This window comes from Paenibacillus helianthi, assembly GCF_001909055.1.
Taxonomy (GTDB): Bacteria; Bacillota; Bacilli; order Paenibacillales; family Paenibacillaceae; genus Paenibacillus_AQ; species Paenibacillus_AQ helianthi.
Window position 1 is genome coordinate 159,001 of record NZ_LVWI01000037.1, and the last position, 13,556, is coordinate 172,556.

At 46.3% G+C, this 13,556-nt stretch carries 16 protein-coding genes; 15 read left to right on the forward strand and 1 reads right to left on the reverse strand.

Annotation, left to right across the window (positions count from 1 at the left end; all coding sequences use genetic code 11):
- Positions 1–47: 47 nt before the first annotated feature.
- Positions 48–989, reverse strand: a complete 942-nt coding sequence (locus A3844_RS12570; RefSeq protein ID WP_074107557.1) for a ketopantoate reductase family protein — start codon at positions 987–989, stop codon at positions 48–50.
- 209 nt (positions 990–1,198) lie between these two features.
- On the opposite strand from A3844_RS12570, the gene A3844_RS12575 reads away from it, so the two are divergent.
- The 15 genes from A3844_RS12575 to A3844_RS12645 all read left to right on the forward strand — a co-directional run bounded on the left by A3844_RS12575 (position 1,199) and on the right by A3844_RS12645 (position 13,546).
- Complete coding sequence (locus tag A3844_RS12575; RefSeq protein WP_074107558.1) at positions 1,199–1,771, forward strand: TetR/AcrR family transcriptional regulator; 573 nt, start codon at positions 1,199–1,201, stop codon at positions 1,769–1,771.
- A 639-nt stretch (positions 1,772–2,410) separates the two neighbouring features.
- Entirely contained in the window at positions 2,411–2,998 is a 588-nt protein-coding gene (locus tag A3844_RS12580; RefSeq protein ID WP_074087633.1) for an RNA polymerase sigma factor, read from the forward strand.
- 152 nt (positions 2,999–3,150) lie between these two features.
- Positions 3,151–3,597 (forward strand): hypothetical protein, encoded by a 447-nt coding sequence (locus A3844_RS12585; RefSeq protein ID WP_143192073.1) that lies wholly within the window; start codon positions 3,151–3,153, stop codon positions 3,595–3,597.
- A 156-nt stretch (positions 3,598–3,753) separates the two neighbouring features.
- Entirely contained in the window at positions 3,754–4,341 is a 588-nt protein-coding gene (locus A3844_RS12590; RefSeq protein WP_074087635.1) for a histidine phosphatase family protein, read from the forward strand.
- 90 nt (positions 4,342–4,431) lie between these two features.
- Positions 4,432–5,517, forward strand: coding sequence for a hypothetical protein (locus A3844_RS12595; protein WP_074087808.1), 1,086 nt, complete (start codon positions 4,432–4,434; stop codon positions 5,515–5,517).
- A gap of 107 nt (positions 5,518–5,624) precedes the next feature.
- Positions 5,625–6,131: a gamma carbonic anhydrase family protein gene (locus tag A3844_RS12600; RefSeq protein WP_074087636.1), complete on the forward strand. Its 507-nt coding sequence runs from the start codon at positions 5,625–5,627 to the stop codon at positions 6,129–6,131.
- Positions 6,132–6,149: 18 nt separating this feature from the next.
- The gene (locus tag A3844_RS12605; protein ID WP_020427670.1) at positions 6,150–6,329 is read left to right on the forward strand and encodes an IDEAL domain-containing protein; all 180 of its coding nucleotides are present in this window, start codon (positions 6,150–6,152) and stop codon (positions 6,327–6,329) included.
- Positions 6,330–6,521: 192 nt separating this feature from the next.
- Positions 6,522–6,941, forward strand: a complete 420-nt coding sequence (locus A3844_RS12610; protein WP_074087637.1) for a DUF2487 family protein — start codon at positions 6,522–6,524, stop codon at positions 6,939–6,941.
- A gap of 224 nt (positions 6,942–7,165) precedes the next feature.
- Positions 7,166–7,720 carry a Rieske (2Fe-2S) protein gene (locus A3844_RS12615; protein ID WP_074087638.1) on the forward strand — a complete coding sequence of 185 codons (555 nt, stop codon included), beginning with the start codon at positions 7,166–7,168 and terminating at the stop codon, positions 7,718–7,720.
- Between the two features lie 5 nt (positions 7,721–7,725).
- Complete coding sequence (gene qcrB / locus A3844_RS12620) at positions 7,726–8,397, forward strand: menaquinol-cytochrome c reductase cytochrome b subunit (RefSeq protein ID WP_020427667.1); 672 nt, start codon at positions 7,726–7,728, stop codon at positions 8,395–8,397.
- 30 nt (positions 8,398–8,427) lie between these two features.
- Positions 8,428–9,303: a menaquinol-cytochrome c reductase cytochrome b/c subunit gene (locus A3844_RS12625; RefSeq protein WP_074087639.1), complete on the forward strand. Its 876-nt coding sequence runs from the start codon at positions 8,428–8,430 to the stop codon at positions 9,301–9,303.
- Positions 9,304–9,396: 93 nt separating this feature from the next.
- Positions 9,397–10,044, forward strand: a complete 648-nt coding sequence (locus A3844_RS12630; protein WP_074087640.1) for a DUF1405 domain-containing protein — start codon at positions 9,397–9,399, stop codon at positions 10,042–10,044.
- A gap of 56 nt (positions 10,045–10,100) precedes the next feature.
- A complete protein-coding gene (locus tag A3844_RS12635) occupies positions 10,101–10,994 on the forward strand; it encodes a sporulation protein YpjB (protein WP_074087641.1) in 894 nt (297 codons plus the stop codon).
- A gap of 270 nt (positions 10,995–11,264) precedes the next feature.
- A complete protein-coding gene (locus A3844_RS12640; protein WP_074107559.1) occupies positions 11,265–12,620 on the forward strand; it encodes an extracellular solute-binding protein in 1,356 nt (451 codons plus the stop codon).
- 23 nt (positions 12,621–12,643) lie between these two features.
- The gene (locus A3844_RS12645) at positions 12,644–13,546 is read left to right on the forward strand and encodes a carbohydrate ABC transporter permease (RefSeq protein WP_083606820.1); all 903 of its coding nucleotides are present in this window, start codon (positions 12,644–12,646) and stop codon (positions 13,544–13,546) included.
- Positions 13,547–13,556 lie beyond the last annotated feature (10 nt).

Consider the following 13,556-nt stretch of genomic DNA (forward strand, 5'->3'; position numbering starts at 1 on the left):
AGTATGTGGAAGAGTGAGCTTGAAGGGGATTTTTGTTGCGGAAGGGTTTACCTCTGCGGGAGCGGAGAATAATTTTCGAGCGTATCCCAATGAGGTGTGGGAATGTTCGCTCTGCTCTTTAAATCATTGAAGGCTTGATATAATGCAGACATCTCGTCAGCGGACACTGCTTTATCACCCAGGAGAATTTTGCCGACAGGGGTGGACAGCATAAGCTTCAGCAGGATATAGAACATTTTCCGTTGTTCCCGGGCCAATTTAATTTGACTCGCAGGTGCAACAGTATATCCGAGCTTCTCCAAGACTTGATGGCCCTCATCTACAGCAGCTATGACATGATGAAGCAGCATGTTGTCTTTTATAGCCTTGCGTAAGTCCCCATTATAAGAAGGGGCAATGAAATTCAGAGGCAGGATCATCACAAAGTGGCTTTTCAGCCATTCATCCATATGGTTATGGTAGACTAATTTATATTTCGTGTTCACAAAAGCTTGGTCAATCACCGCCCGCCAAGAAAGCTCCTCACCTAAACCGCCAATGGTCATTTGCACCTTTGGAGCGCGTACGCAGTTCACCCGGCCGTTCTCCCTCCAGCCAGCACTCAACTGAAACCCGAAGGCAACCTGTTTCTTCACCGAACTGTGGGTTTCCAGATAATCGCGCATCTCTGAGGGGCTGGCATTATTCCCTACGAGGACTATATGACTGCTATGGTTCGCTGCAAGAGCAGGCAGTACCGCTTGGAAATCCGGATATTTCATCACTACAAAAACAAGGTCGTAGATATCCTCTGGCTGCAATTCACTGACCACATTTACCTTATCAGCTGTGGTACGGAATTGGAAATAATGCCGGATGACATTCCCGTTCTTTTGCAATTCATCCAGCCGCCCTCCTCTGGCCAGCATGGTCACATTGTTGCCTCCGCGCACCAGCACATGGGCTAAATAACTTCCCAAAACTCCGGCCCCATACACCAATATTCTCATAAAATAGTCCCTCCGTATCATGTAACCTATTCTGCATATAAGTTTTTAAATATTCGTATTCATATTTAAAAATTAATACAGCTCGATTCTAGCCCTTACCCAAACCGTTTGTCAATAAGTTTTGAAATATCTCTCTCGATATTTCAAAACTAAGCGAATCATGATATTATTAAATGTATTAAAAAAACGTGGGATGTGAGTGAAGCGGTATGAACAAATTTGAAATCAGAACACAAATCAAGAAAGATGCGATCGTTGCAGCTGCCCTGAAGCTTTTCCAGGAAAAAGGCTTCATTGACGTCAGTATAAAAGACATTGCCGCTGAATCCGGCGTATCCTCTGTGTCACTATATAACTATTTCGGCAACAAAGAAGGGGTAGTCAGGGAATGTGCGAATGTCCTAATGCAGAATACCGTCCGCAAGGCCAAGGAACTTCTGGGCCAAAATATAGATTTTAAAGATAAAATGCTCCAGGCTTTGGAGATTTGTGCCGATCAGGATTATCACTTACTCACTTCCCCGGGCGCAGTTGGGGATCAGGTGTTGTCTAGTCTGTACAATGAAAACACAAACCGGATCAGAGTCGAAATCATAGAGGAGTTCATCGGGGTGGGGAAAAAGGAAGGGGTTATTGATGCTTCTGTTTCTATGGAAACCATATTGGAATTATTAACAGTGTTTGGGGCGATCCAATCGTACTGGGCGAAAACTGAAAATTACAAGGATAAAATGGTAGAGCTTAACCGGCTGCTCTTGTTTGGATTAATCGGACGGTCTTAAATACAGGATTTGAACCGGCACGGGGCGGAAATTAGAAAAATCTATCTTTTTATGCTAATGGCTGCTAAAAATAGACAAAAAAAAGACCGCTTACATAATAAGCGGTTACAGTTCACAATTTCTTGGAACCGTGTAGTATTTGGATAGGAGTGGAGAGAAACCATACTGTACTTTTATTATATGTATCCGTTTACATTTTGTCAACCCTTTATTCAAAGATAATAAAATAATCTTCAGAGGCAGTTTTCAACACCGGGTAATTACAATGACTGTACACGCTAATCGGTGGTCATCCTCAATTTGATGGCAACGCATCTCCAACGTAATTCGACGCTAAAAGTCTATTAATGTCATCCTTCCAGATTGTATGATATACTAGGTTAAGTATGTTTATAGATTTCCAGTGTTCAGCAAGCGACCCGGTATTTGGCTGCCCGGAAATTAATGGATGTGTATTTTTGTTTCTGTATCCACTTACAACATGCCTTATTTTTTGGGTACATGAATATACATAGGAAGTATTGCGTTTATACAGAGCAAAATTTGAGCAATTACCGCAACTTTTTGAACCTCGGCCGGTATAAGAATTATGGACCGGACGGGATTACACGTGCAAGGGCGAGGAGGGCCGAACTCACCATGACGGATTCCCAGTTGATCCAGCTAATCAAGCAAGGAAATACAGAGATATATTCAGAATTAATGCGGCGCTATCAACGTAAAATATTGGCTTTTGTCTACCATATGCTTAAGAATTCCCATATGGAGCTTCTTGCTGAGGATCTGTGCTCGGAAACCTTCTATAAGGCGTTCCGGAGCTTGCATTCCTTCCGTGAAGTAGATGCATCATTCTCGACGTGGCTGTACACCATTGCCCGTAATACTGTGCTCAGTGAGCTTCGCAAGAATCGTGCCGGAAATATATCTCTCGAAGAAAGCGGATATACCCCGGTCGCCCCCATTGAAGTGGCTCCGGAACAGGCTGCCCTTCGTAAAGAACGAATGAATCTGGTACGGGAAGCGATTAATAATCTTCCGGAGAAGCAGCGGTCTGCGCTGATACTGCGGGAATATGATCAAATGGACTACCAGGAAATAGCTGTGATTCTGGATCAGAGTGTCAGCTCCGTGAAATCATTATTGTTCCGTGCCCGGAGCAGTGTGAAGCTTCAACTCGAATCCTATTTTTATGAGCCTGAACCAGAAGAGCAGGCTGAGAGGGTGTAAGGCCTATGAATTGCAGGGAAGCGCAGGATTCCATTCCGCTGTTGTGGGACGCTCCCCCCACGGATCCCAGGCGGTTCAAGCTTGAAAGGCATATTGCGAATTGTTCCTACTGTTCCGCTGAATGGGCGTTGTGGCAGGAGAGCAGCCAGCTTATGCTAGAAACACAGATTGAAGTCAGCGAAGAACGTGCGGAGGCTGTGAATCTTCGGGTGATGGAGCGGATTTATCTGGAAAGTCCCTGGCTGTTGCCGGGAGATGGTAAATCTGCCGGGAATTCTGCCGTTTTCCGCCGTAGGCTAAGTCTTTGGATTGCCTGTTTCTTGGCTGTTTTTATATCCAGTTTTCTGTATTTTACAATGTTCAGAATACCCGCCAATACTTCAGAGGCACAGAGCGGGATTGTGGAGACCGGCGTAGCTGGTTTGTCCTTGGATTGGTCCTCCTCATATCCTGCCTCTGAATCGGGCGGAGGCATCATTGAACCGCTAGTGGTAAGCATGGGGCCAACGCACCCGCAATATTGGATGGTGCTCTCCATGCTGGGTATAGGCCTGTCGATTTTTTTACTGTATCGTTTGAATCGTTACCGCAGACAATAAAAAGCTCACTTTACTCCAGGGTAAAGGGGGCTTTTTTTATATTCAAGGATTTATTTGATTTTAGCTATACATCATCCTACTTCAAAAAGAAGACATTTGTTTTCATTCGTGTTACATTATTAAGCAAACATAAATGGAAGGGCAGGGTGATAGGTGATGCTGATCGGCTTAATACGCCACGGGCTGACCGATTGGAATGCGGAAGGCAGAATACAAGGACAAAGCGACATTCCGCTTAACGACGAAGGCCGGGGCCAGGCTGAGATGCTGGGAGACCGGCTTCTGCAGGAAACGTACCGTTGGGATTTCTGTATCACCAGCAGTCTTTCCCGTGCAGCAGAGACTGGAAGAATTGTGGCAGCCAAGCTGGGAATTCCAATGCTGGAACCGGATGATCGCATCCGTGAACGTGCCTATGGCCAGGTTGAGGGGATGACTGCTGTACAGCGTGAAGAGAAATGGGGCAAGGATTGGAACCAGTTGTCTCTTGGACAAGAAACGGATGATCAGCTCCAGGCGCGAGCCCTTGCTTTTATGGAGGAGATTGCTGAGCGTTATCCGGAGAAAAATATCCTTGTCATCTCGCATGGAGGTTTTTTAGCGCAGCTCTACATTGCCTTGTACAAAGACAAATATTCTGAGCGTCTGGGGAATCTATCGCTAACCATTCTGGAGAAGAAAGAGATGGAATGGAATCCGCTGCTATACAATTGTACCCGTCATATTCTTCAAAACCAGCATTAACCCGACCCTTCGGGTTATTTTTTTTGTGCAATCAGGAATAAAAAGGGCTGTATTTCCCATAATGGTAGTAAAACGGTGAGGCGATAAATGATGAATCTGGCGGATATGCTTAACTTTGCGGACATTGGTCAGCTTACCGCCATTGCGGGACGCTACCAATGTGATTGCAAACGAAATTCCAAACATGATTTGATTCAGAGTATATTGATCACACTGGGAAGCCGCCAATTCATGGAGTCCCACATTCGGGAGTGTGCTCCAGAGGAACTGCGGTTTCTGAATACCCTGCTGTTCGACGAACGCAGCCAGTTCAGTCTTGAGGATTTGCTCGCAGCTGCAAGGCAGGCGTCCTTCGATACGGACCCTGGCAAAAACGGAGGATACCGCGAGATGGTGGCCAGGTTCAAAAATGCCGGTTGGCTCTTCAGAGGTGCTTCCCAGCAAAGCAGGTATTTGTTCCGGGTTCCACAGGATCTGAAGTTGCGTTTCCGCGAACGTATGGGTGAATATATCAGGGAACAAATTTCACCAATAAGCGAGCCTGCAATCTACCGGAGCGAAGGAGAGATGCTGGCAGAAGATCTGCTGCTCTTTATGCGTTATGTCAGGGAGAACGAGCCGGAGCTAAACCAAGAGGGTGCGATGCACAAGAGATACCAGCAGGGTGTGATGAACGCTATCCAGATTCCCGAGCCTCTCTTGGGTAAAGGCGGCTGGAAATTCGGCTATGGAAGAGCCTGTGAGCATTATCCTCCTAGACTTGCGCTTATGGTTGATTACGCCCGCCACCGCCGCTATACTTCCGAGGAAGGCTTTCGGCTGAGGCTTACATTGGCGGGGGAAACACTACTGGAGCAGGAGAAATCTGAAAAGCTGATGCAGATATACGCCTTTTGGTTAAAACTGTATAAAGGCGCTATACCAAATCTGCCCTCCCTCATATACTGGATAAGTGTAAGTGCAGGGAAATGGGTCACTGTGGCTTCACTTGTTGAAGGTCTCGGCTGGTTAGTCAAACCCTTTTATTATGATGATGCCGCTTCAATTCTGGAACAGCGTATCCTTCGGATGCTGCTTCATTTGGGGATGCTTCGGCTGGGTGAGACACCTGAGGGTCCGGCTGTGATGATGACCCCATGGGGGATGGAGGCGGCTGTGCCTAAGCAGCTGCAGTAGATAGTCCGAGTGCAACTGTAGACTTGGGGAAGTGACATAGGCTTTTTTAGCAGAAGCGGGCGGTTCGAATTTTGAGTTAGTGTTGAACGCGCACTAGGGGGAGTAGAATGCGGATTGCTTATGGGAATTACATACCGCAGCTTGACGAATCTGTATATGTGGCGGAAGGTGCGAAGCTTGTCGGTGACGTTAGGATAGGGCGTCAGTCGAGTGTCTGGTTCAACGCGGTATTACGCGGGGATTTGGCCCCGGTAATCATTGGGGATCGCTGCAATATCCAGGACGGGACTGTGGGGCATGTGGCTGATGGGCTGCCGCTGGTGCTGGGTGATGACATATCGGTGGGTCACTCTGCGATTATCCATGGATGCAGGATAGGCAGAGGCACATTAATTGGAATGGGTGCAATTGTATTGAACGGTGCAGAGATTGGTGAATATGCTTTAATAGGAGCCGGATCAATTGTAACCGAAAACAAAATCATACCACCCTATACTCTGTCATTAGGTTCACCTGCCAAAGTGGTCCGTGAATTAACGGAACAGGATCTGCAGCGGATGGTCCGCACAAGCGAGAGTTATGTACTAAAAGCAAAAGAATATGGAAGGATCTAAACAGCGGAGGTGTATCGAATGGACAAAATGAAGGCTACCTATGAAGTGATGCTAGGACTTGCGGCAGAAATGGTGTGGGATGAAGCACTGCGAAAGCGTCGTACCGACATCTTGTACCGGGAGATCGACACGGCGCTGGCTGCCGGAGATAAGACGGCGTTCCGCAATCTAACGGAGGAACTGAAAAGTTTGGCATGAAAAAATTACGGGAAATGCGCCTGGCGCATTTCTTTTTTTGGAATATAAGGGTTTATATGGCTTACGCTATTAATCATCCTTCTATTTCTCACTGAAACGGATACCGTTCCTTATAGTACGGTAAGCCGTTTCTACTAGTTACTATGATATTTATAGCAAAAAGTGTAAACCTTAGAAAAGGGGTGAGCTGTAATGAAATTCAGTGACTTTACTGTGGATAGCTGGTCGGAAAACCGCAGGTTTTTTGATACCTGTATAATCCCGTTTACAGGACTTAGGGGCACGGAGAGCCCGCCTGAAGTGGCTGAAGCTCTCGAGAGACTGCGGGACTTTCTGGACCTTGCTGAAAAACCGTTTCAGGGGCGTGTTGTCACTTACCCGGCTATACAGTATACAGGAGCTGAAAGTTTGGCTTATGTAAACGAGATTTGCCGGAAAGTCAAATCCAGTAGCTTCCAGTATGTGGTTGTGCTCAGTGCAGATATTCCACTGACTACCTCTGAAATTTATGAAAGCGATTTAGTTCTTTCTCCGCCTGACATTAGTGTGTCTCAGAGTAAAGCATTTGGAAGCTATGTCAGAGACGAAATCGCAGCATTGTGGCTTAAATAAAACTGGGGTAAATGTGACGAAAAATCAACAATTCATGCGAAAACGATAAAATGTCATCGTCACAATTTAGACAATATTCTTGACGGGTTTTAGTAGCTGGGCTATGATTAGATTGAACTTATGTCATGTGATAATTATCATTGAAAACGTATTATTAACAGAAATTTGCTTTTAATCTACACTGCAGGTGCCTTCTCAAATGTGAAAAGGGGGTTACACACCATATGAGCAGCCATAATGAGGAGCATGAATCATTCCCGCAAGGACCTCCCACCCGGAAAGAGATGTCCCGGAGGCAGTTTTTAACGTATACGCTTGGTGGGGCAACCGCATTTATGGGTGCAGGTGCGATTCTGCCAATGATCCGTTTCGCGGTAGATCCGGTATTACATAAAAAGGGTGCGGGTGAATTCATTAAAGTTGCGGAAGCAGCCAAGATCACCGATGTTCCTCAGGAGTTTACCTTCGAACTCGCACAGCAGGATGGATGGTACGCCAGCACAGCTACACTGACAGCGTGGATCCGAAAAGACGAAAACGGAGATATTTATGCGCTTTCACCCGTCTGCAAGCATCTCGGCTGCACGGTGGGCTGGAATAATGACAAGGCCTATCCGGATGAATATCATTGCCCCTGCCATGGAGCGAGATATACGAAGCTGGGCAAAAACCTTGCCGTTGCGCCCAAGCCCCTTGACCAGTACAAAACCAAAATAGATGGGGATTGGGTCTATCTGGGCGAGATCGTTCCCAATACCGAGGTTAAAAAGGAGGCGTAGATCTGATGTTTAAGAATGTCTACAACTGGATTGATGAACGTCTGGATATTACGCCGATCTGGCGAGATGTTGCCGACCACGAGGTTCCTGAACACGTCAATCCGGCCCATCATTTCTCTGCCTTTGTGTATTGCTTTGGAGGACTCACTTTTTTCATTACGGTTATTCAAATTTTATCAGGTATGTTTCTCACCATGTATTACGTGCCCGATATTATCAATGCTTATGCCAGTGTGGAATATTTGCAGACCAAAGTAGCTTTTGGTCAAATTGTGCGCGGTATGCACCACTGGGGGGCGAGCCTCGTTATTGTTATGATGTTCCTGCACACGATGCGGGTATTCTTTACCGGTTCCTACAAAGCGCCGCGTGAGATGAACTGGGTAGTGGGGATGCTGATTTTTTTCGTGATGCTGGGCCTCGGTCTTACCGGCTATCTGCTGCCTTGGGACAATAAAGCTTATTTCGCTACCAAGGTTACACTGGAGATTGCCAATTCCGTACCGGTCATGGGGCCGGTGCTGAAGGAGCTGATGCAGGGCGGAACCATCGTTGGAGCGGAAACGCTGACCCGTTTTTTTGCCCTCCATGTATTCTTCCTCCCGGCGGTCCTGCTTATTCTGCTCGTCGGACACTTTATTATGATCCGCAGACAGGGTATTTCTGGTCCGCTCTGAGCCCTGACCACAGCTAAAGGAGGAAATGCAATGGCTCACGGAGACAACTCCAAAGAAAAGATTGTTTATGTGGGAGATTCCCGGGTACGGAGAGGCAATGGCTTCATCACACCACCGGATTACACGGCTTACCCCGGCAAATCGGAAGCCTTTATCCCTAACTTTCTGCTTAAGGAATGGATGGTAGGCGTAGTGGTGCTAGTAGGCATACTTGTCCTGACGATTTCTGAACCGGCTCCATTAGGGTTTCCGGCAAATGCCAGTGCTACAGTCATTCCGATTCCCGACTGGTATTTCCTGTTTCTGTACCAGTATTTGAAGCTGCCCTATGCTTCTGGCGATTATATCGTTCTGGGAACGCTTGGTGTGACAGGGGTAGCCTTTGGTTCGCTGCTGCTGGCTCCTTTTCTGGATACGGGCCGGGAACGCCGCTTCTACCGCCGTCCTATAGCCTCCTCGCTGATGTTCCTTTCCCTGGCTGCAATCATTTATCTGACCAATACGGCCTGGACGGAATACAAGCATGAAATGGCTGAAACCGGCCAGATTCCCGAGGATGTACAGCGTGAGGAAAAAGCGGCTGAGAACAGGGCGAAGGGGTTACCGACCACCAGCGCTGTCCAGACGAAAGAAATTGCTATCGTCGACAAGGACGATCCAGCGATGGCATTATACAAGCAGGCTACCTGTATCTCCTGTCATGCGGTTGATATGAAGGGGGGCGGAGGGCCGCCGTCACTGAGAGGCGTGGGAGACACCCATGATAAGGAAGCCATCCTCGCCATTATTAAGAATGGCCAGGGGCAGATGCCTCCAATGTATGATACTGCGATGTCAGCAGGTCTTAGCGAGCAGGATATCGATAGTCTGGCGGGCTGGCTTGCCAAACAAAAAAGCGAACAGTAAAATAATGATAACGCACAAACCTGATCGAGCCTGCGGTCGGGTTTTTGTATGCATTCATACCAAGCTGCCACATTCGGGAGGTTAAGATTGTATATGCCGGTTCACTGGTTTGAGAAATTATTTAAACACCGGGGAGTCATGTGGCTGCTCTTCATTGTGAATTTCCTCGGAACCATTTATGGATACATATGGTATGGTAATCAATTGGAATTCACGGCAGAAAATTATCCTTCGTGGCTGCTTCCGTTCGTTCCGGACAGTCCGACGGCAAGCTTGTTCTTTACACTCGCTTTGCTGTTGCTGCTTTTTCCACCCAAAGGGATCAAAGGAATGCTCGTCCGTGAGCTAATAGAAGCTCTGGCTGTTGTTACCTCGGTCAAATATGGCATATGGGCTGTCAGTATCATCTTTGCCGGAGGGGTTCAGGGAGATACAATAAGCCTGAAGGATTGGATGCTGGTCGTTTCGCATACCGGCATGGCGGTTGAGGCACTGATCTACGCCCGGTTCTTCTCCTTCCGCAGAATGCTGCCGCTGGCACTGCTATGGGCTTTTGCCAACGATATGGTGGATTATTCGGAAGGTGTGTTCCCGTGGCTGCCGAATGTGCTCGAAGATAACGTAATCGGAGTACAATATTACACTATCGCTTTAACCTTTCTTAGTACTGCTGCAGCCTGGATATTCGGAGGCAGATCCAGGAAGTCTAAACGGCTGGACAGGCCTCCGGTCAGGGGCTGAAAGATGTTCTAACTCTTGTCCTCCTGCCATACATTTAGGGGTAGGAGGGATGTCTCATGCCGTGCAGGACATATAGGGTGCTGACTGGATTGATGTTGTGCTGGCTGCTGGCCGGCATGAATGCTGGGACCGTTAATGCGGAAGCAGCAATGCAGGGGAGGGACGGCAGTCTTTCTGTTCAATCAGGAGATGCTGCAGGAAGTTATGCGCCGGCGCTCACTGCTAAGAATGCTGCCCAGCGGCTGGATGAAGCGGCCGAGGCTTTATATGGTTATGTGCTGGAAGGCGACGTGGTGAAGGCTAGACAGGAAAGCGGGAAGGTTTCACAGATTTTTGTATCGTCATCTTTTGAGGGCCTGACTTCTGTGGAAGGGATCAATGCGTTGTCAGATGTTATTATTGACTTAAAGGCGGCACTTGCCGCAGCGCAGGTTGATCCGGAGAAATGGGAAGCTGCCGCAGCAAAGCTCCGGCTTGCTGCCAACAGTCTAAACCATCCGCGTCAGCCGATGTGGCTGCAATATTATAAGCTGATCCGCGAGGATCTTAACGATATGGAGCGGAGTGCCGCAGCGAATGATCTCAAAAGCTGGCAAGCTGCACTAGAACGTCTGCAGAGCAGGTACGATAACATCCGTCCTGCGATCATCATTTCCCGGCCCCCGGAAACGGTCAATGCGTTTGATTCATGGCTGTCCTACGCCGCCGGAATTCCTTCTGCCTCACAGCCTGTGGGCCGCGCACGGCTACTGGAGATTATCTCTTACGGGCAGGATGCTGCCAGAGTACTGTTCGGCAAAGAAAGGGATGAACCTGCTTTGTCGCTACCGTTAGCATCGAAGGAATATGGAATTTGGGGAATGCTCGTGGCTATGTTTATTTTATCATCGCTTCTATATGCCGGTTACCGTAAATACCGCGGTGAAAGCCAGGAGTGGAAGCCGGTTTAGACAATGTGGAGAACTAAAAGTAATAAATATAAAAAGAGTGCAGGCGGGGATCGTCTGTACTCTTTTTTTCTGCTTTAACTATAAAAGTGATGTAATTTCAAAAGAAGATTAATAATCATACATATGAAATTTTTTTCGAGTCAGGTTATTTGACATTAAGGTGGTTGACACTACCAATAAAAGGGGTTAGTATGTAGCTATAAAGTATAAACGTTTATACTTTTGAGTGAATAAGATCGCAGAATGCTCAACAAACAAGGAGGGGTATATTTGAAGAATCTTAAGCTGAGAAGTATTGTTTCATTTTTAATGGTTACTGTTTTTTTATCAGCCTGTAGCGCCGTTCCAACCAAAACGGATGGTACTAACACTCCGTCCAATGCTAAAACATCAGGATCTGATTCATCTAAGCTCAGTTGGGATAAGGTTAATGACCCTTCGTTAAAAGGTCAGGAGATCAACGTTCTTGTTGTCGATACGGATGGGAAAATTGGAAAGATATTTAAACAATTCACAGATGAAACAGGAATTAAAGTGAATGAGCTTGCCGTGGACTATAATTCTCTGTATGGAAAAATTACTACAGCAGCTTTATCTAACTCCTCTGATATTGATGTTTTTGAAATGGACACCATTTGGGCAGGTCAATTCTTCAAAGGGAATATTGCTGAAGATTTAACGAATATAGTTCCAGAAGATGTACAAAAGAAGTACACGAAATCCTCGCTCTCATCCGCCATGTTTGATAATCATCTGATTGGTATTCCTTACTATTCAAGCACCAAACACTTTTACTGGAATAAGGATTTGCTAAAAAAGGCAGGTTATGAAGCTCCACCGAAAACCTGGGATGAATTTAGAGAAGTGTCCAAAAAGCTTACAACCAACGGCGTTTACGCTTCTGGCTGGTCATGGAAACAAGCGGAGAGCCTAATTTGTGATTATGTGGGCATGGTATATGCTTTTGGCGGGAATATGATTGGGGATGACGGTAAGCTTATTGTTAACTCCAAGGAATCCATTCAAGCGCTGCAATATATGTCTGACTTAATAAATACGGATAAAACAGTTGATCCTGCAAGTATGCAATGGACAGAAGAAGATGTTAAGAATGCTTTCATGGCAGGTAAGATTGCAATGATGAGCAACTGGGAGAACATGTATCCTGACCTAAATGATCCGACTAAATCCAAAGTTGTGAACCAAAGTGATGTGGGTTTATTACCTGGACAAGGAAGTATTGTTTCTTCTTCAGTGACAGGCTCTGAAGGGATTGCAATTATGAAGTCCAGTAAAAAGAAGCAAGCTGCGCTCGCGTTCTTACATTGGATAGGCTCAAGAGAGTTTCAGATTCCGTTTTATTCGACCACGGGTACTTACCCTTCACTGGAAGAACTTTATTCGGACCAAGAGATCATAAAAGCTGATAAGACGAAAACATTGGCAAAAATTATGCCGGAATTTCAATATGGGCACAATCGTCCGAATGCTCCTGGGTATGTGGAATGGGCAGATATTTTATCAAGTCAGGTTTACTCTGGGTTGATGAAGCACCAAACACCGGAGCAATCACTGAAGGAAGCTTCAAGGCTAATCGACGATGCAATACAAAAAGCTGCTAAGTAAAGCCGGGTCTGGAGGGGAAGCAAGTGCAGAAAATTTTAACGGCTTCAAAGAAGGAACGTAAAGATATCCTCTTTGCAATTCTCTTGTTGGCACCTACGCTTTATCTCTTGTTAAGAATATTTATCCTTCCGATCATGCAATCACTCGTTTGGAGCTTTTTTAAATATAATTTAATGGATGGTTCAGCTATTGAGTACGTTGGTCTAAGGAACTATGTTGATATTTCGGTGCTGAATGACTTTTGGATTTCAATGAAAAATACAAGTTATTTCACCGGCTTCTCTGTGCTGGCGGAATTGGCTATCGGTTTCATCTGTGCCCTCCTGCTGAACCAAACCTTCACTGGGAGATCGTTCTTTAGAGGCATCATTATTATACCTTGGGCTATGCTTACGTTAGTTAACGGCTTGCTGTGGAATTCTATCTATCAACCTGGTTATGGCGCTTTGAATAACATCCTCCATCAATTGCATCTGCTGGAAGCTGGTACGAATCCGGTTTGGCTCTCTAGCTCCACCAATGTTGTGTTTTTTGCGGCCATATCGGATATTTGGAAAATGACGCCATTGATGACCTTGCTGCTGTTAGCGGGTATGCAATCCATTCCGGCCTCCTTATATGAGGCTGTTGCGATTGACGGAGCCGGTTTTTGGAGAAAAGTATGGCATGTGACCCTGCCTCAGATTAAGCCTTCTCTGCTGATTGCATTGGTGTTGCGAGTGATTGGTGCATTTAGGGTTTATGATATTTTAACGGTTTTTACGGCGAATCCGAATACTTCGGTTAGCTATTTAACCTATAATTTTGCCTTCCGATATTTTTACTTGGGCAGGGCTTCGGCGATGGCCTGGATTTCCACGATTTTCATCCTAATATTAATTACCATCTATATGGTGCTGTTGAAAAGACAGCAGAAAGAACAATAAAGGGGGAACA

Coding starts and splice junctions, on each gene's coding strand:
- A3844_RS12570 (WP_074107557.1), bottom strand. CDS start 989: ATGAGAATATTGGTGTATGGGGCCGGAGTTTTGGGAAGTTATTTAGCC.
- A3844_RS12575 (WP_074107558.1), top strand. CDS start 1,199: ATGAACAAATTTGAAATCAGAACACAAATCAAGAAAGATGCGATCGTT.
- A3844_RS12580 (WP_074087633.1), top strand. CDS start 2,411: ATGACGGATTCCCAGTTGATCCAGCTAATCAAGCAAGGAAATACAGAG.
- A3844_RS12585 (WP_143192073.1), top strand. CDS start 3,151: ATGCTAGAAACACAGATTGAAGTCAGCGAAGAACGTGCGGAGGCTGTG.
- A3844_RS12590 (WP_074087635.1), top strand. CDS start 3,754: ATGCTGATCGGCTTAATACGCCACGGGCTGACCGATTGGAATGCGGAA.
- A3844_RS12595 (WP_074087808.1), top strand. CDS start 4,432: ATGAATCTGGCGGATATGCTTAACTTTGCGGACATTGGTCAGCTTACC.
- A3844_RS12600 (WP_074087636.1), top strand. CDS start 5,625: ATGCGGATTGCTTATGGGAATTACATACCGCAGCTTGACGAATCTGTA.
- A3844_RS12605 (WP_020427670.1), top strand. CDS start 6,150: ATGGACAAAATGAAGGCTACCTATGAAGTGATGCTAGGACTTGCGGCA.
- A3844_RS12610 (WP_074087637.1), top strand. CDS start 6,522: ATGAAATTCAGTGACTTTACTGTGGATAGCTGGTCGGAAAACCGCAGG.
- A3844_RS12615 (WP_074087638.1), top strand. CDS start 7,166: ATGAGCAGCCATAATGAGGAGCATGAATCATTCCCGCAAGGACCTCCC.
- qcrB (WP_020427667.1), top strand. CDS start 7,726: ATGTTTAAGAATGTCTACAACTGGATTGATGAACGTCTGGATATTACG.
- A3844_RS12625 (WP_074087639.1), top strand. CDS start 8,428: ATGGCTCACGGAGACAACTCCAAAGAAAAGATTGTTTATGTGGGAGAT.
- A3844_RS12630 (WP_074087640.1), top strand. CDS start 9,397: ATGCCGGTTCACTGGTTTGAGAAATTATTTAAACACCGGGGAGTCATG.
- A3844_RS12635 (WP_074087641.1), top strand. CDS start 10,101: ATGCCGTGCAGGACATATAGGGTGCTGACTGGATTGATGTTGTGCTGG.